The following is a 16,103-nucleotide window of genomic DNA, read 5'->3' as shown; positions in this document are numbered from 1 at the left end:
GGCGTATGGACTTGCCCGGAAAAAAGGGGAGGGCCTTTCTAATCGCGCTGAAGGCGACAGGAGGACTCTATGGGCAAACGTGAGAGATGGACACTCACCGACGTGTTCAAGCAGGAAGCAGTTCGGCTGACAGAAACCAGTGGGCGCATGATCGCCCAGGTTGCAGAAGAATTGGGACTTGGGCTTTCGGCCCTGACACGCTGGACGTGGCGGTACTGGGAAATCGGTCTGCTGGCCGGCCCTATTCTCTGATTGCCGCGGTCCAGCGGTGCGCAGGTCAGACGTTCAGACCCCAGGGTTCCGTCCATTCGTCAAAGGGAAGACTGTTGGAGATCAGGAGCGCCCCGGGTTCGTAGCGTTGCGAGATCAACTTGAACAGCAGTTCCGCTCCGGTTTTCGACAATGGCACGCAGCCGAACCCGTCTATGATGAGTAGCGTTCAGGCGACTATCAGCTTCTGGAATCGCATGAGACGCCGTTCGTCGCGGACAGCCCGGGGAGAGGTGCCCGGTTAACCGTCGGCATCGCCAGCCGCAGCAGAGAAAGCGCCGCCGACATCAAGCTATTCGAATAGACGCCCGAGCGTAAAGAAACAGGTGGCCTACATGCAGAACTCACCCCTGGGCCGTTCTCCAAACTGACCAAGCGGTCATGGAAAAGGGCCATCTGCGCATCGTCAAGTCGGTCCCGATCAGGCACAGGCTGTCATCTCGTACTATTCGTTCGTTAACGAGGGATCTGATCCCGTTCTGATGGAGATGCCCGGGCTAAAAGCCAGCCAATCAGAAGGCATCCTGAACCCCTATAGCGAGCCGGTTGCGCAGCGCATAAACGACACGCGTATGAAGCTGCTGGCAAAGAAGGTGCTGGACTGGGACGAGAACGAGGTGGTGCCAATCAGATCACCACTCCTACCCTTCCAAAACTGGAACGCGCCCTTGTGTTCGCCGCCAACCTGTTGGAGCGGCACGGCGAGGCGTATGTGCCGGTGATGGATCGGCTGGAGCAGGAAGTTCTTATTGCACGGGAACGCTCATCCGGACGCGAGCGGGCACAGCGCATCCTGGGTATGATTTCGATCGATGTCACGCCAAGACGTTTTGATCCGCAATCACTGCCGTCGTCTTGAAGGCTATCTTCATCAGCCACCGCCGTTTTTGTTCAAGAGACGGCCCCTCACCATATCTTTCGCGTTGAAACGCGTGCCCCATCAATGAGGCAATGATTTTGTCGGGCGGATCGAATGCGGTCAGCCGGTCCTCGAACGTGTGGCGGAGACTGTACACAGAATGGTTCTCGGTCGGCAGGAGCCTTCGACTTTTCAGGAACTTGTTGACCGTTCCCGAGAGTGTGCCTTCGTGGTCGCGATAGCTGGGAAATCCGCCAGGGAAAAGCTGCATGGCCAGCAGCGCGAATCCGACCAGCGGCAGGTCTCGCTCGGAATCGTGAGTCTTCAATTCGCGGTCATCCTCGAGAACCCTTATGAACGGGATCTCCGTATTCCGGAAAACCTTCCTGCCACTGATATTGGCGATTTCGGATGGTCTGGTACCGAGCTCGGCGCAGACCCACACGATCGCCCTTGCTTCCGCGTTCAGGTCATCGAACACCCCTTGGAGCCAGTATCTCGTTCTGGACATGGTCCGCGGTGAAAGTCGGCCGTTTGCCATCCCTGGCTCCAGCAAAACTGAGATCCGCGAAGATAGGTTCCAGTTTCAACTGGTACTTCAGATCGATATCCTTCAGCATCTTCGCGAGAAAGCCGATGCTCTTGTTCGCTGTCGCCAGGTTCAGATCGTTTTTCAGAACATGATCTTCTCACCAGTCCCGGTATCTGTTGGCATCCGTCCGGGTCACCTGCTCAAGCGATTTGTCCCCGGTCAACTCGATGAAATACTGAATGGCGCGCTTTCTTGGATTCCGCCATTTCCGCATCTGGTTGTCCGACTTCTTTTTCTTGATCAGAGACGCTTTGTGGTTTCCTTCATACTCGGCCATCAGCGTGGAGAGCCGGAGCGCTGACCGGTCCTCGCCGCCCATGACAGAGGACACTTCCTGACTGTCGTCGGCGCCGCGCCGTGAATCCAGGCGGTCAATACGTTTCATGATTTCATCAATGGGCCCGGCGGCGATCTCCGCATTGGTGAGATAAGGCAGCTGGAGAGCCCGGGCACGTTTCTGGGCAGCGTCGAATCGTTCTTTCGCGTCGTCGGCCCGGCCTTGCTCCTGAAGCTTCCAGTTCTGAGTTCAGTTCCTGGATGGCCTCTTTTGCGCGCAACGCTCTGGGGTCGTGCGCAACGAGAATGCCTGTCGAGAGCCAGACCTGATCTCTTTTTTCGAAATGTGCATACGCCTTAGGGACCCGTTTTCCGAGGTACCAGACACCGTCCCTGTTATGTGGTTTCGGCGATCGTGCCTGTCCCAAATCCGCCCGCTATGTGTAGCAATTTTGGCGAATTTTTTACGCGGAAGTCAAGCGCTGCTGTGGCGCTAGGCAGATTTCTGCGGTTTTTAAGGTGGGTGGTGATGGCTCCCCAGGCCGGACTCGAACCAGCGACCCAGCGATTAACAGTCGCTTGCTCTACCAACTGAGCTACTGGGGATCACCACGTACGGGGCCTGCGATTTGCCGCTCCGTCGATGGAGAAGCGTATATCAAAGGCGCGATCCGTTTGCCAAGCCCCAGATTAGGTTTTTTTCATCAAGCCGTCATTTTTTTATTGCGCGTGTGGAAAACCGGATATTTTTCAGGCGCCTAGGTGCGCGGACCAGGGTGCAAAACCGGTTGGTTCGGACCTTCGCGGGCGTGTGCCGGGATGTGTCTGCCGGTCACATGAAACAGGAAAAGGCGGCATCTGGAGGCGCGGCTGGTCGCAAAATGGCAGACGCGAATGTTTTCGTGACGCTTGTGCCCGGCCCCAGATCCGTTTAGGAAGATTCCGACGGTTCCGGACAGGGCCTGAGCTTCCGTGTTCTTCAGAACGTGGTGGTCTGGCGCGCTGTCCGGATGAAACGGGAATCCGGTGCGGGCATGTCATGCCCTGAGCCGGAGCTGCCCCCGCAACTGTGAGCGGTGAGCGGCTGCACGAAAACCACTGGCCTTCGGGCCGGGAAGGGGTGCAGCGCGCGTTGAGCCGCAAGCCAGGAGACCGGCCGTCGAACACGCAACCTCTAACGCTGTCGGGCGGACGGCCGGGAAACGGAATTGACGGATAACAGCGGCCCCAGGGCCATCCTCGTGACTGGCGGCGCCCGGTCCGGCAAGAGCCGGTTCGCGGAACAGCTCGCCGAAGACTGCGGTCTTCAGAAGGTTTATCTTGCCACCGGCGCAGCGCATGACGGTGAGATGAGCGCGCGCATCGCACTGCACCGGAACCGCCGCGACGGTTCCTGGCAAACAGTCGAGGAGCCGCTGGACCTGTGCGCGGCACTCCGGCGCGAATGCGGCCCGGACCGGGTGGTGCTCGTCGACTGCCTGACCCTGTGGCTCTCCAATCTCCTGTTCGCTGAAAAGGACGTCCTCGCGGAGACCAACGGTCTTTGCAACGCCCTGTCCGCGCTTCCAGGTTCCTGCATCTTCGTTTCCAACGAGGTCGGCATGGGCATCGTGCCGGAGAATCGCCTGTCTAGGACGTTCCGGGATGCGCAAGGCCGGCTCAATCAGGATATGGCGCAGGCTTGCGGCAAGGTCGTCTTCGTGGCCGCCGGTCTGCCGATCCTTCTGAAACCCAGTTCACAAGCGGAAATCAGATTATGACAAATGCGTCCTCGCAGCCGGGGCGGAAAATCCCGGCAACGATCGTCACCGGGTTTCTCGGCGCCGGAAAAACCACGCTGATCCGCAACCTGCTCACCAACGCCAACGGCAAGCGGATTGCGCTGATCGTCAATGAGTTCGGCGACATGGGCTTCGACGGTTCGTTGATGAACGGATGTGCGGATCCCGATTGTTCCGCCGAGGAAGTGGTCGAACTGACCAATGGCTGCATCTGCTGCACGGTCGCCGAGGATTTCCTGCCGACCATGGAAATGCTGCTGGCCCGCGACACGCCACCGGAGCACATCGTCATCGAGACGTCCGGCCTGGCGCTGCCGCAACCGCTGGTGCGCGCCTTTTCCTGGCCGAGCGTCAAGCAGAGAGTGACCGTGGACGGCGTGGTCACGGTTCTGGACGCGGCTGCGCTGGCCGAGGGCCGGATCGCGCTCGACGAGGAAGCGCTTGCCGCCCAGCGCGCTGCCGACGAGGCGCTCGATCATGACAGCCCGGTCGAGGAGCTGTTTGAAGATCAGCTCCGCTGTGCGGATCTGGTTGTTCTGAACAAGGCCGATCTGGTTTCCGCCGATGCCCTGCAAAAGGTCCAAGACCGTATCAAGGCCGATGTTCGTCCGGCGGTCCACATCGTCTCCTCCGAAAAGGGCACCTTGCCCATTGAGGTTCTGCTTGGCCGGGGCTCGGCCGCAGAGGACGACATGGCGGCCCGGCACGAGCATCATCACCACGACGATGCCCATGACCATGATCATCACGACCATGATCATGACCACGACGATCATCACCATCATCATCATGACGATTTCGAAAGCCATGTGCTTGAGGTCGGGGCCTTCGGCAGCCTGAAGGAAGCCGAAGCGAAGGTGCTCGAGGCGATGGCGCTCAAGGGTGTGCTCAGGATCAAGGGTTCTGTGCGGATCACGGGCAAGGCGGCGCCAGCCATGGTGCAGGCGGTCGGTCCGCGCGTTGAGACCTGGTTTGCCGCCGGGGTGGAGAGTGCCGGCAAGCTGGTGGTCATCGGCCTGAAGGGGCTGGACCTTACTGCCGTGCGTCCCTTGCTCGGGTCTGTGTCCGAGGCGGCCTGAGGGCCGCTGACCAGACACGTTTCATTCGGGCCAGACGAAGGCGGCACCCAGATAACATGCATATTCTTGCGAGCCAGACACGGCGGATCGACGACGGGGAAGACGCGGTCGATCTCGGCCAGACCCCTGCCGACATCCTGTTCCTGTCCGCCGCCGACACCGAACTGGGCAGCTTTGCCGCCGCCCGCAAGATCCTCGGCGACCAGGCCGCCAGCTTGCGGCTGGCCAATCTGATGGCTCTGGCGCATCCCTATTCAGTTGATCTTTATGCTGAAAAAACGGTGCGCGGCTCAAAGCTGGTGATCCTGCGCATCCTGGGCGGCGTCGAATACTGGCGGTACGGACTGGAACGGATCGAAGAAGAAATCCGCGCCACCGGCATCGGCCTGATTGTGGTCCCGGGCGACGACAAGTGGGACGAGGACCTGACGTCGCGCTCGACATATCCGGCGCAAGAGGTGCATCGCTTCTGGCGCTATTGCGTCGAGGGTGGATCGGAGAACTACGCCAACGCATTGCGCTACGCCGCGTTCCTGTCGGGGCGGGCGGAGGAGCCGGCTCATCCCGTGCCGCTGCCGCGCGCCGGCATCCATCTGCCCGGCCATGCCGCGCCGGATCTATCAGCCCTGAAAGCCACCTGGCGGGATCCGTCTCGGCCGGTGGCGGCGATCACCTTTTACCGGGCGCTGGTCCAGGGCGCGCAGACGGCGCCGGTCGATGCGCTGGTCGGCGCGCTCGACGAGGCTGGGGTCAATGCGCTGCCGGTGTTCGTTTCCAGTCTCAAGGAAGCTGAATCGGTTGCCGTGCTCGACAGTCTGTTCGAGGCCGCAGGGCCGGATGTCGTTCTGAATGGCACGGCCTTCGCGGTGTCGAAGGCCGGGGCGCCACACCAGCCGACGCCACTCGACCGTCCGGGCAGGCCGGTGCTGCAAGTGGTGTTCTCGTCGTCTTCCAGGGAAGGCTGGGAGGACAGTGACCAGGGCCTGTCGGTCCGGGACCTGGCCATGCATGTGGTGCTGCCGGAGATCGACGGCCGGATCCTGTCCCGGGCCGTCTCCTTCAAGGAAGAGGGCGTTTATGACGAGGTGACGCAGTCCACGCCTGTCGCCTTCACGCCGCTTCCCGACCGGATCCGCTTCGTGGCCGATCTGGTGTCCGGGTGGGCGACGCTGGGCCGAAAACCGGCCGCTGAAAAGAAAAGCGCTCTGATCCTTGCCAACTATCCGAACCGGGACGGGCGCCTTGCCAACGGGGTCGGCCTCGATACGCCGGCGTCCTGCGTCACCGTGCTGAAGGCGATGGCGCGGGCAGGCTATGACGTCTCGGGCGCGCCGGAGACCTCCGCCGCGCTGATGGAGACGCTGACTGGCGGCGTGACCAATGCTCTGGAGGACCGCGCCACGCGCGCAGGCTATCAGTCGCTTTCGCTGATGGATTACCGGCGCGCGTTTGCGGCCTTGACGGAACCCGTGCGCCTCTCGGTCATCGAACGGTGGGGCCAGCCGGAAGACGATCCGCATGTTGTTGACGGCGTGTTCCGTCTGGCCCTGCACCGGTTCGGCAACCAGATGGTCGGGATCCAGCCGGCACGCGGCTACAACATCGATCCGAAAGAAACCTACCACGACCCGGCCCTGGTACCGCCGCACCACTATTTCGCCTTCTACGTCTGGCTCCGCGATGCATTCGGTGTGGATGCGGTCATTCACCTGGGCAAGCATGGCAATCTGGAATGGCTGCCGGGCAAGGCGCTGGCCCTGTCAGAGACCTGTTTCCCGGAAGCCGTGCTTGGTCCGGTGCCCAACATCTATCCGTTCATCGTCAACGATCCGGGAGAAGGCGCGCAGGCCAAGCGGCGCACATCTGCCGTGATCGTCGATCACCTCACGCCGCCGCTGACCCGAGCGGAAAGCCACGGTGTCGCCGAGGAACTCGAAACGCTGCTCGACGAATATTACCTCGCCAGCGGCGTCGACCCGCGCCGTCTCAAGGCACTGACCCGGGATATCCTCGACGCGGCCGTGCGCCACGGGCTCGACAGAGACATCGGTCTCAGTGACGACATGGACGCGGAAACCCGCCTGGCGCGGCTGGATGCCCATCTGTGCGATCTGAAGGAACTGCAGATCCGGGACGGGCTGCACATCCTCGGCGAAAGTCCGAAAGGGGACCTTCAGAGCGATCTTCTGGCCGCGCTTGCAAGGCTGCCGCGAGGCGGCCTTCCGGGGGAGCAGAGCCTCCAGCGGGCCATTGCCGCCGACCTCGGTTTTTCCGGGTTCGATCCGCTCGACTGCGATTTCGCCGCGGCCTGGTCCGGCAGCAAACCGGACATCCTGAAGACCGTGACCGCGGCGCCCTGGCGGTCGAACGGCGACACGGTGGAGCGCATTGAACTCTTCGCCCGCGCCTTGATCGCGGGCGATACCGCCCCACCGGAAGATTGGCAGGCGGTTCGGGCTGTTCTTGAGAATGTCGTCACACGCCTCGCACCCTCCGTGGCCGCCTCCGGCCCCGCCGAGACCACCGCCGTTCTGAACGCGCTCAACGGCCGGTTCGTCGCGCCCGGTCCTTCCGGTGCCCCTTCGCGCGGCCGTCCCGACGTTCTGCCGACCGGCCGGAATTTCTATTCGGTGGATGTGCGCGCCGTTCCGACCGAGACGGCCTGGCGGCTCGGCCGGCAGTCCGCCTCGCTGGTGGCGGAGCGGTATTTCCAGGAAGAGGGCGAATGGCCGAAGGCGCTGGTGCTGACCTGCTGGGGCACGGCCAACATGCGCACCGGCGGCGACGACATAGCTCAGGCACTGGCGCTGATCGGCGCGGCACCGGTCTGGGAGGCCGGATCGGGCCGGGTGACCGGATTTGACGTGCTGAAACTTTCCGAACTCGGCCGTCCGCGCATCGATGTGACACTGCGCGTGTCGGGCTTTTTCCGCGATGCCTTTCCACATCAGATGGATCTCTTTGACAGCGCCGTTCGCGCCGTCGGTGCTCTGGAAGAACCGGAAGACGCCAATCCGGTTGCCGCGCGTATGCGGTCGGATGCACAACGGTTGCGCGGCGGTGGCATGGACGCGGATGAGGCCATCCGGCAGGCCGGTTTCCGCGTATTCGGATCGAAACCGGGTGCATATGGTGCCGGGCTGCAGGCGCTGATCGACGAAGGAATCTGGGCGGATCGCGGCGATTTTGCAGAGGCTTTTCTCACCTGGGGCGGCTATGCCTACGGCGGCGGGGCCACAGGTGAGGGCGCCCGCACATCTCTTGAAAGCCGGCTGAAATCAGTCGACGCCGTCCTGCACAACCAGGACAACCGCGAGCACGACCTGCTGGACAGCGACGACTACTACCAGTTCGAGGGCGGGCTGGCGGCGACCGTGGAGAGCCTCAAGGGCGGTGCGCCCAAGGTTTATCACAACGACCATTCGCGCCCCGAACGGCCGGTGGTGCGCAGCCTGTCGGAGGAAATCGGCCGGGTCGTGCGGGGCCGCGCCGCCAATCCCAAGTGGATCCGCGGTGTCATGCGTCACGGCTACAAGGGCGCCTTCGAGATGGTCGCGACGCTTGATTATCTGTTCGCGTTCGCCGCCACCACGCGCGCTGTGGGTGATCATCATTTCGACCAGTTGTATGACGCCTATCTGGCCGACAATGATGTGCTGGCGTTTCTGCGCGAGGCCAATCCGGCCGGTCTGAATGAAATGCTGGCCCGGTTTCAGGAGGCAATCGACCGCGGCCTCTGGACGCCGCGGCGCAATTCGACACATGCTGCACTGAACGAGCTCAAATCGACACTGGAAGGGACGGACGCATCGTGACCGCCGACAAGGACAAGCCAGACCTCTCTGAAGAGGAACTCAACGCGCGCCATGCAGAGAAAATGCGCAAGAAGAAGGCCGCGCGCGACAAGATCATGGCGACCAAGACCATCGAGAAAGGTCTCTTGATCGTCCACACCGGCAAGGGCAAGGGAAAGTCGACAGCCGGGTTCGGCATGGTCTTCCGCTCGCTCGGCCATGGTCACAGGATCGGCGTGGTGCAATTCGTCAAGGGCCGGATCGAGACCGGCGAACGTATGGCGCTGGAACGCTTTTCAGACCTGGTGACCATCAAGCGCATGGGCGAGGGCTTCACCTGGGAGACCCAGGACCGCCAGCGGGACATCGACGCGGCCCGTGAGGCCTGGGAAGTGGCCAAGCAGATGATCACGTCCGGCGACTACCGTCTGGTCCTGTGCGATGAACTCAACATCGTGCTGCGCTACGACTATCTCGACATTGCCGAGGTCGTGGACTTTCTGAAAAACGAAAAGCCGGAGGATGTGCATGTCGTCATCACCGGCCGCAATGCCAAGGACGAATTGATCGATATTGCCGATCTGGTGACCGAGATGACCCAGATAAAGCATCCGTTCCGCTCCGGCGTGAAGCCGCAGGAAGGTATCGAGTTCTAGGCGATGAGCAAGCTCTTTGATCACAGTGTCCGCACCGCCACGGCGCGTCACGCGGAAACCGTCCGCAAGTTCGAACTCTATCGGACGCTGGTGGAGTTTCTGGCCGCGCTGTTCTTCGTCATCGGGAGTGTCTTTTTCTTTTATGAAAGCCTGACTTATGCCGGAACCTGGCTGTTTCTGATCGGCTCGATCCTGTTCGCTGCCCGCCCGACTGTCCGCCTGTTGCTGGAACTGCGTCTCGCCAATCTGCCGGTGCCACCTGAATTCCGGCCCTATGGTGCCAGTCCCGAAAGCAGCAGGGCGAGCAGGGACAGATCGAAAGAATGAGCGCAGCCGGGAACGGGCGCCGGGTGCCAGCCGTCATGGTGCAGGGCACCGGATCGAATGTCGGCAAGAGCCTCATCGTGGCGGGGCTCTGCCGCTTGTTTGCCAATCGCGGCCTCGCTGTCCGGCCCTTCAAGCCCCAGAACATGTCCAACAACGCTGCGGTGACCGGCGACGGCGGCGAAATCGGCCGGGCGCAGGCGCTGCAGGCGATGGGTTGCCGGGTGGCGCCGAGTGTCCATATGAACCCGGTGCTGCTGAAGCCGGAAACGGACACGGGCGCACAGGTGATCGTGCAGGGAAAGCGGTTCGGCACCCTGCGTTCACGTGAATACGGAAAACAGAAAGCGCTTCTTCTTCCAAAGGTTATCGAGAGTTATTCAATCAATGCCGCAGAAGCGGATCTGGTGATCGTGGAAGGCGCCGGCAGCCCGGCGGAAATCAATCTGCGTGCGGGCGACATTGCCAACATGGGCTTTGCCGGCGCGGCCGATCTGCCTGTGATCCTGTGTGCGGATATCGACCGGGGCGGTGTGATCGCATCGGTCGTCGGCACGCATGCGGTGCTGGAACCGGAAGAACGGCAGCGGGTCAGGGGCTTTTTCATCAACCGGTTTCGCGGCGATCCGGGCCTGTTTCAGGACGGCATGCGGGAAATCGAGGCGCGCACGGGATGGCGGGGCCTTGGCGTGGTGCCCTGGTTTGCGGATGCGGCGAAACTACCTGCCGAGGATGCACTGGACCTCGCCGGCGGGCTCGGCGACGGCGACATGAAAATCGTTGTTCCGGTCATTTCCAGGATCGCCAACTTCGACGATCTCGATCCGCTCAGACTTGAGCCGGGCGTGACGCTCGAACTCATCCAGCCCGGAACGCCCCTGCCGGGCGATGCGGACCTGGTGCTTCTGCCGGGGTCGAAATCGACCATCGGCGATCTGAAATTCTTTCAAAGCCAGGGCTGGGACATCGATCTGAAGGCGCATCACCGCCGGGGCGGGCATATTCTGGGGATCTGCGGCGGCTATCAGATGCTCGGCCGGACGATCTCGGACCCGGACGGCGTCGAGGGACCGCCGGGAACTGTCGAGGGCCTGGGGTATCTCGACGTTGAGACCGTTCTGACATCGCAGAAATCGACTGTCGCAGCCTCGGGAACGCATGTTGCAAGCGGCGCACCGGTGTCGGGCTATGAAATCCACGTCGGCCAGACGCAAGGGCCGGATAGCGCCAGTCCGATGATGCTGCTGGCAGGGGCATGTCCTGATGGTGCCGTCTCCCCCGACGGACAGGTTTCAGGCACCTATGTCCACGGTCTTTTCACCGGAGACGCGTTCCGCGCAGCATATCTGGACGCCTTCGGGACGCGTTCGCAGCTGACCTACGACCGGGATATCGACCGGATCCTTGAAGACCTGGCGGAGCATCTGGCAAAATCGCTTGATATCGATGCGCTGCTGCAGATCGCGGGCGGGTCTCGGGAGCATGCATTCGGAGTTTGACGGCCCATTGACGCCCGAGGGGCGGTCGGAGAACCGCTAGAGGGTAGCCACGGCAAGCAAGGCGACAACGAGCGCCTGAAGGGCAAGAGTGCCCAAGAGGATAGTCAGAGCGCGCGAGATGTCTTCCACGCCTGCATCCATGCGCGCGGATCCGTTCAGATAGCGGTCGTCGACCGTATAGCCCGGATAAATTCTCGGTCCGGCGAGGGCGAGGCCTAGGGCCCCGGCCATGGCCGCTTCCGGCCAGCCGGCGTTCGGCGAGCGATGTTTGTCTGAATCCGCGCGAATGCAATGGAGGCTTTTCAGGATCGAACCGCTTGCCAGCGGCGCGACGAGCGCGATCATCAAACCGGCAAGGCGTGACGCTGGCAGGTTGACGAGATCGTCGAACCGGGCCGATGCCCGGCCGAACTCGGCATAGGCCGCGTTCTTGTGACCGATCATGCTGTCGGCGGTATTGACCGCCTTGTAGGCAATCAGGCCGGGCAGGCCCAGCAGCGCGAACCAGAACACGGGCGCGACGACACCATCGGAAAAATTCTCCGCGCAGGATTCGATTGCCGCTCTGGACACGCCGGCTTCGTCGAGCTGCGCCGGGTCCCGGCCGACAATCATGGCAACGGCCTGTCTCCCACCCGGCAAACCATTGTCCCGCAAGCCGTCCCGGACGGCGGCGACATGGCGGTAGAGGCTGTTCTGGGCAAGGAAAACCGCGGCGATGACCGCCGTGAGAAGCCCGCCATAAGGAACTGCCGCTGCTGCTGCCTGTATGATCGCGCCGGCACACAAGCCCCCCGCAACCAGGATGACGAGCGTGCCGCTGCCGGCCAGCCTCCGGAAACGGGGCGAGGCCTCGTTCTTGTTCAGGTGACGGTCGAACAGGGAGATGACCTTGCCGATCCAGACCACGGGATGCGGCAAGCGCCGCCAGATCCAGTCGGGGTCGCCGGCCAGGGCATCGAGCAGAAGCGCTGCCAGCAAAAGCCAGAGCGCGTTTTCATAAATCAGCATGGAAGCTGGTTAGAGCTCTTTTTGTGCATCGGCAAGAGCATCCGACAGTCGCGCAAGGTTTGCCGGGCCACCTGGCAGGCCAAACCGGATCCAGGTCGGAGCGTAGTCGAAGATCCGGGTCCAGATCCGCCTGCGGGCGAGCGCCTCGTGCATGTCCCTGGCGTTTCTGAGGCCTGCGAGCGCATAAAGCGGCGTTCCACCAAAGACGCTCAGGCCATGCCGCGACAGGGTCAGTGTCAGATCGGCCATCTCGTCGACAAGCTGCCGGTTCATGCGATCCTGCCATGACGTATCGCGAAGCGCCGCGACGCCAATCTCCAGGGCCGGGCCGCTGAGGCTCCAGCTTTCCAGCAGACCCGACAGTCTGACCGTCACTTCCCTGGGACCAGCCAGAAAACCGAGCCGCAATCCGGCCAGCCCGAAGAACTTGCCGAAGGAGCGCAGGACCAGAACGTTTTCATTGCCCAGGTGCGGCAGCAGGCCCGCCCCGGGCATGACATCGGCGAAGGCCTCGTCCAGGACCAGGAACCCGCCGCGTTCGCTCAGGGTCCGGGCGATCTCAAGAAGACTTTTGACATCGATCAGCCGGCCATCCGGATTGTTGGGGTTGACCAGAACCACGATCCTGGCGTCCGCGGGCAGGGCATAGGCGCTGGAGACCTCCACCGGCTCCCTGCCTTCGCGCACCCAGACCTTCTTGTGGCTGGAGTAGGTCGGCGTGGCGATGGCAACCGGCCCCTCGGGAAGAACAAGCGACAGCAGGGACAGCAGGACCTGTGTGCCCGGCGCCGTGACAAGACCGAGGTGATCCGGGACGCGGTAGGCCTGACGCGCGGCTGTGGCAAGGCGTTCCTCGGCTGCCTTTGCAGGCAGCCGCGTCCACGCCGACGCAGGAAGGTCTTCCGGCAAGGGATAGGCGTAGGGATTGATGCCGGTCGACAGGTCCAGCCATGTGTCCGCCGGACCGCCAAACCGTTCGACCGCTTCACTCAGATCCCCGCCGTGTTCCATCAAGCCACCCTGTTTCCGTTGGTTCATGCCGCCTGCGCGACCGTGGCCTTGGCCGCGGACGTGGACGGGTTCGTCTGACCCGTCATGTAGCCGGGCAGGGGGCGGAATGTATAGATGGTTCGCGACACGAACTGCTCAGGGTGCGGCACCGGACCGGCCGGCACTGCTTGCGGCCGCTCCGAGGCAGACGCTTCAATGTGCCGCGAGTCTGAATTATCCGGAAAGGAAGTGTTTGCACGTCCGCGTGCAGACATCGAAATCTTGCGCAATGGCATGTCGATGAGATGGAGGCCCCGACCGGAATCGAACCGGTGTACACGGATTTGCAATCCGCTGCGTCACCACTCCGCCACAGGGCCCCTAGGTGGTGTGCCGCGCGTTATCAATCAGTTGCGTGCTGTGGTCAAGTCCTGTTTTCGGCGCTCGCGGATTTTCCACCGGCCAGCGTGCGGCGCGGGTTTCACTGAATTTATTAACGTTTCACGCTGCCGCCGGGGGATCAAGCAACGGGGATACTTGTCAGGGCGCCTCCCTGTCGCTAATGAACGGGTTACGAGGCGCCGGCGAGCCGGCAAGTCAAAGTGAGGGCCGATATGACGGACTTTAACCAGTCCCGCCGCAAGATGGTGGACAACCAGCTGCGCACCAATGATGTGACCGACCACCGCATTCTGGATGCCATGGAACTGGTTCCCCGCGAACGCTTCGTGCCAGCGTCCAGGCGGGCCGTCGCTTATATCGACGAGGATCTCCCGATCGGATCGACCGACAGCGGGCGCGTCCTGATGAAACCCCACATCTTCGGCAAACTCGTTCAGCTCGCGGATATCAGGGAAGATGACGTTGTTCTGGTGATCGGAGCCGGAACCGGCTACAGCGCCGCCGTGATCTCGAAGCTGGCCGCCTCCGTTGTCGCTCTTGAGGAGAACCAGGACTTCGTCAGTACGGCGACCGATGTTCTCGTCGATCTCGGCATAGAGAACGCGGTCGTCGTCGAAGGGCCGCTCGTGGACGGTTACGCCGCCGAAGGCCCCTATGATGTCATTCTGGTCGATGGCGCCGTGGACGTGCTGCCCGAGGCTCTCGGCAATCAGCTCAAGCCCGATGGCCGACTTGCGGTGATCGAGGGACAGGGCGGCGCCGGTGCCGCGAAACTCTACCAGAAATCCGGCGATGCGATCAGCGGCCGCTTCGGCTTCAATGCGTCGGTGAAGATCCTGCCCGGATTTGCCAGATCGGCCGAATTCGTATTCTGAAGCGGCAACCCGGCGTTGCAGTCCTGACAAGTCGGCCAGGGCCCGCCGGTTTCTCGCATTTCCCTTGTTCGGTTACCGGCATCCGCTGGGGCAACTTGTTGCCATTAAGCCGCACTCCCGGAAATTTGCCCCCTGCGACCCGTAAACGGTTGAAGAATAACACCGGTCAGTTTACTCAACTCAGGTGAGTGGGTTGGTCCGGAAGGAGTATGGCGTGTCTGGTCGTTCAACGCTAAAAGCAGTTGCTGTCGCGGTTGGCCTGTTGGGGGGCGTGTCCGTGCAGGCGCTGACCGGGCCTTTAGTGTCCTCCGCCAATGCGGAAACCATCCGCGAGTCCCTTGGACTGGCCTATTCAAACAATCCGACACTGAACGCGGCCCGGGCGGCATTGCGCGGCGTTGACGAAAACGTGCCGCAGGCATTGTCCGGCTGGCGGCCGACGGTCACCGCAGCAGGATCCGCGGGGCGCCTTGCAACGGGAACCGATTCCAATATCGACTACCGGAACAACGCCTCCATCTCGCTGACCATCAGCCAGACCCTGTTTCGCGGGTTCAGGACTGTCAATTCCACCCGCCAGGCGGAAGCGGTTGTGCGGGCCCAGCGCGAAAGCCTGATGTCGACCGAGCAGGACACCCTTCTGGATGCCGCCACCGCCTATGTCGATGTCATCCGCGACACGGCTCTGGTCTCCCTGCAGCGCAGCGATCTTGCCTTTCTGCAGGAGCAGGTCCGTGCCGCACGTGACCGGTTCGATGTCGGTGAGGGAACGCGGACGGACGTGAGTCAGGCAGAGGCCCGTGCCGCGGAAGCCCGGGCAAGCCTCAACACGTCGCTTGCCAACCTGAACACGAGCCGAGCGATCTACCGCCAGGTGATCGGCATCGAGGCGAACAGCCTGTCCGCGGACACCGGCATCAGCCGGTATGTGCCCAAGTCGATCGAACACGCGCTTCAGGAAAGCGAGGCGCACCAGCCTCTGGTCCGGCAGGCGGCCCATCTGGTCGATGCGGCTCTGTTCAACATCAAGGCCATCGAGGGCGAATTGCTGCCGACCGTTACCCTGGACGGCAGCCTGTCGCGATCCTGGAAGCCGTCTGCAACGACGGACTACAGCGACAACGCGCAGATTTTCGGCAATGTCAGCATTCCGCTCTACCAGAGCGGCCAGGTATCGTCGCGTGTCCGCCAGGCCAAGGAAGAACTCGGCCAGACCAGGCTTCAGCTTGATGTCACGCGCGACCAGGTTCGCGCCAACGTGATTTCCGCCTGGGGCAACTACCAGGCTGCCGAAGCGTCCATCGTGGCCGCACAGGCTGCCGTCGAAGCGCAGCAGCTTGCCCTGGAAGGCGTGATCGAGGAACAGCGTGTCGGACAGCGCACGACTCTCGATGTTCTGGATGCACAGCGGGAACTGGTGACCCAGCAGTCCAATCTTGTCACCGCGCAGCGCAACCGGATCGTGGGCGGCTACCAACTCGTCGCGGCGATCGGCCGGCTGGACGCGGACTCGCTCGGGCTGAATGTCGCCCGTTACAATCCCAAGCAGCATTACCAGGCGGTCCGCGACAAGTGGATCGGCCTGCGTACGCCGGACGGCCGGTAAGACTTCGGCAACTTCTTTTCTGCACCATCGTGGCTGAGCTTTGAAAAGGCTCGGCTGCGCAACTCCTTTTGCCGGGCTTTTTCAAAAAA

Annotated in this window: 14 protein-coding genes, 2 tRNA genes, 1 pseudogene and 1 riboswitch; of the genes and pseudogenes, 9 read left to right on the top strand and 8 right to left on the bottom strand. The window is 62.4% G+C overall.

Annotated features, from left to right (window positions below; translation table 11 throughout):
- Positions 1 to 69: 69 nt before the first annotated feature.
- Positions 70 to 243, top strand: a pseudogene (locus AC0VX3_RS15925) (transposase); the annotation flags it as partial.
- A gap of 34 nt (positions 244 to 277) precedes the next feature.
- On the opposite strand, the gene AC0VX3_RS15920 reads toward AC0VX3_RS15925, so the two are convergent.
- The 5 genes from AC0VX3_RS15920 to AC0VX3_RS15900 all read right to left on the bottom strand — a co-directional run bounded on the left by AC0VX3_RS15920 (position 278) and on the right by AC0VX3_RS15900 (position 2,603).
- A complete protein-coding gene (locus AC0VX3_RS15920; RefSeq protein ID WP_475521327.1) occupies positions 278 to 409 on the bottom strand; it encodes an ATP-binding protein in 132 nt (43 codons plus the stop codon).
- A 676-nt stretch (positions 410 to 1,085) separates the two neighbouring features.
- Complete coding sequence (locus tag AC0VX3_RS15915; protein WP_475521326.1) at positions 1,086 to 1,610, bottom strand: site-specific integrase; 525 nt, start codon at positions 1,608 to 1,610, stop codon at positions 1,086 to 1,088.
- Positions 1,600 to 1,749, bottom strand: a complete 150-nt coding sequence (locus tag AC0VX3_RS15910; RefSeq protein WP_475521325.1) for a hypothetical protein — start codon at positions 1,747 to 1,749, stop codon at positions 1,600 to 1,602. Before AC0VX3_RS15910 ends, AC0VX3_RS15915 begins: the two co-directional genes overlap by 11 nt.
- Positions 1,750 to 1,818: 69 nt before the next feature.
- A complete protein-coding gene (locus AC0VX3_RS15905; protein WP_475521324.1) occupies positions 1,819 to 2,106 on the bottom strand; it encodes a hypothetical protein in 288 nt (95 codons plus the stop codon).
- A gap of 421 nt (positions 2,107 to 2,527) precedes the next feature.
- Positions 2,528 to 2,603, bottom strand: a tRNA-Asn gene (locus tag AC0VX3_RS15900).
- Between the two features lie 367 nt (positions 2,604 to 2,970).
- Positions 2,971 to 3,172, top strand: a riboswitch (cobalamin riboswitch).
- 33 nt (positions 3,173 to 3,205) lie between these two features.
- On the opposite strand from AC0VX3_RS15900, the gene cobU reads away from it, so the two are divergent.
- The 6 genes from cobU to AC0VX3_RS15870 are packed head-to-tail and all read left to right on the top strand — an operon-like array spanning position 3,206 to position 11,130.
- A complete protein-coding gene (gene cobU, locus AC0VX3_RS15895; RefSeq protein ID WP_475521323.1) occupies positions 3,206 to 3,757 on the top strand; it encodes a bifunctional adenosylcobinamide kinase/adenosylcobinamide-phosphate guanylyltransferase in 552 nt (183 codons plus the stop codon).
- Complete coding sequence (gene cobW / locus AC0VX3_RS15890) at positions 3,754 to 4,857, top strand: cobalamin biosynthesis protein CobW (protein ID WP_475521322.1); 1,104 nt, start codon at positions 3,754 to 3,756, stop codon at positions 4,855 to 4,857. Before cobU ends, cobW begins: the two co-directional genes overlap by 4 nt.
- A 56-nt stretch (positions 4,858 to 4,913) precedes the next feature.
- Positions 4,914 to 8,672 (top strand): cobaltochelatase subunit CobN, encoded by a 3,759-nt coding sequence (cobN, locus tag AC0VX3_RS15885; protein WP_475521321.1) that lies wholly within the window; start codon positions 4,914 to 4,916, stop codon positions 8,670 to 8,672.
- Positions 8,669 to 9,307, top strand: a complete 639-nt coding sequence (gene cobO / locus AC0VX3_RS15880; protein ID WP_348147879.1) for a cob(I)yrinic acid a,c-diamide adenosyltransferase — start codon at positions 8,669 to 8,671, stop codon at positions 9,305 to 9,307. Before cobN ends, cobO begins: the two co-directional genes overlap by 4 nt.
- A 3-nt stretch (positions 9,308 to 9,310) precedes the next feature.
- Positions 9,311 to 9,634: a YrhK family protein gene (locus AC0VX3_RS15875; RefSeq protein ID WP_475521320.1), complete on the top strand. Its 324-nt coding sequence runs from the start codon at positions 9,311 to 9,313 to the stop codon at positions 9,632 to 9,634.
- Complete coding sequence (locus AC0VX3_RS15870) at positions 9,631 to 11,130, top strand: cobyric acid synthase (protein WP_475521319.1); 1,500 nt, start codon at positions 9,631 to 9,633, stop codon at positions 11,128 to 11,130. Before AC0VX3_RS15875 ends, AC0VX3_RS15870 begins: the two co-directional genes overlap by 4 nt.
- A gap of 36 nt (positions 11,131 to 11,166) precedes the next feature.
- Here AC0VX3_RS15870 and cbiB read toward each other — a convergent pair whose 3' ends face one another.
- From cbiB to AC0VX3_RS15855, 3 genes are all read right to left on the bottom strand, one after another.
- Positions 11,167 to 12,141 carry an adenosylcobinamide-phosphate synthase CbiB gene (cbiB, locus tag AC0VX3_RS15865; protein WP_475521318.1) on the bottom strand — a complete coding sequence of 325 codons (975 nt, stop codon included), beginning with the start codon at positions 12,139 to 12,141 and terminating at the stop codon, positions 11,167 to 11,169.
- 9 nt (positions 12,142 to 12,150) lie between these two features.
- Positions 12,151 to 13,179 (bottom strand): threonine-phosphate decarboxylase CobD, encoded by a 1,029-nt coding sequence (gene cobD / locus AC0VX3_RS15860; RefSeq protein WP_475521317.1) that lies wholly within the window; start codon positions 13,177 to 13,179, stop codon positions 12,151 to 12,153.
- Positions 13,180 to 13,437: 258 nt separating this feature from the next.
- Positions 13,438 to 13,511, bottom strand: a tRNA-Cys gene (locus tag AC0VX3_RS15855).
- A gap of 234 nt (positions 13,512 to 13,745) precedes the next feature.
- Between AC0VX3_RS15855 and AC0VX3_RS15850 the strand changes: the two genes are divergently transcribed.
- Together AC0VX3_RS15850 and AC0VX3_RS15845 are read left to right on the top strand one after the other, a co-directional pair.
- The gene (locus tag AC0VX3_RS15850) at positions 13,746 to 14,408 is read left to right on the top strand and encodes a protein-L-isoaspartate O-methyltransferase family protein (RefSeq protein WP_348147861.1); all 663 of its coding nucleotides are present in this window, start codon (positions 13,746 to 13,748) and stop codon (positions 14,406 to 14,408) included.
- Between the two features lie 214 nt (positions 14,409 to 14,622).
- Entirely contained in the window at positions 14,623 to 16,014 is a 1,392-nt protein-coding gene (locus tag AC0VX3_RS15845) for a TolC family outer membrane protein (RefSeq protein WP_342894863.1), read from the top strand.
- Positions 16,015 to 16,103 lie beyond the last annotated feature (89 nt).

This window comes from Roseibium sp. QJM3NY_11 (assembly GCF_056173175.1).
The sequence above is the reverse complement of the archived record's forward strand: the minus strand, read 5'-3'. Positions and strand labels throughout refer to the sequence as shown.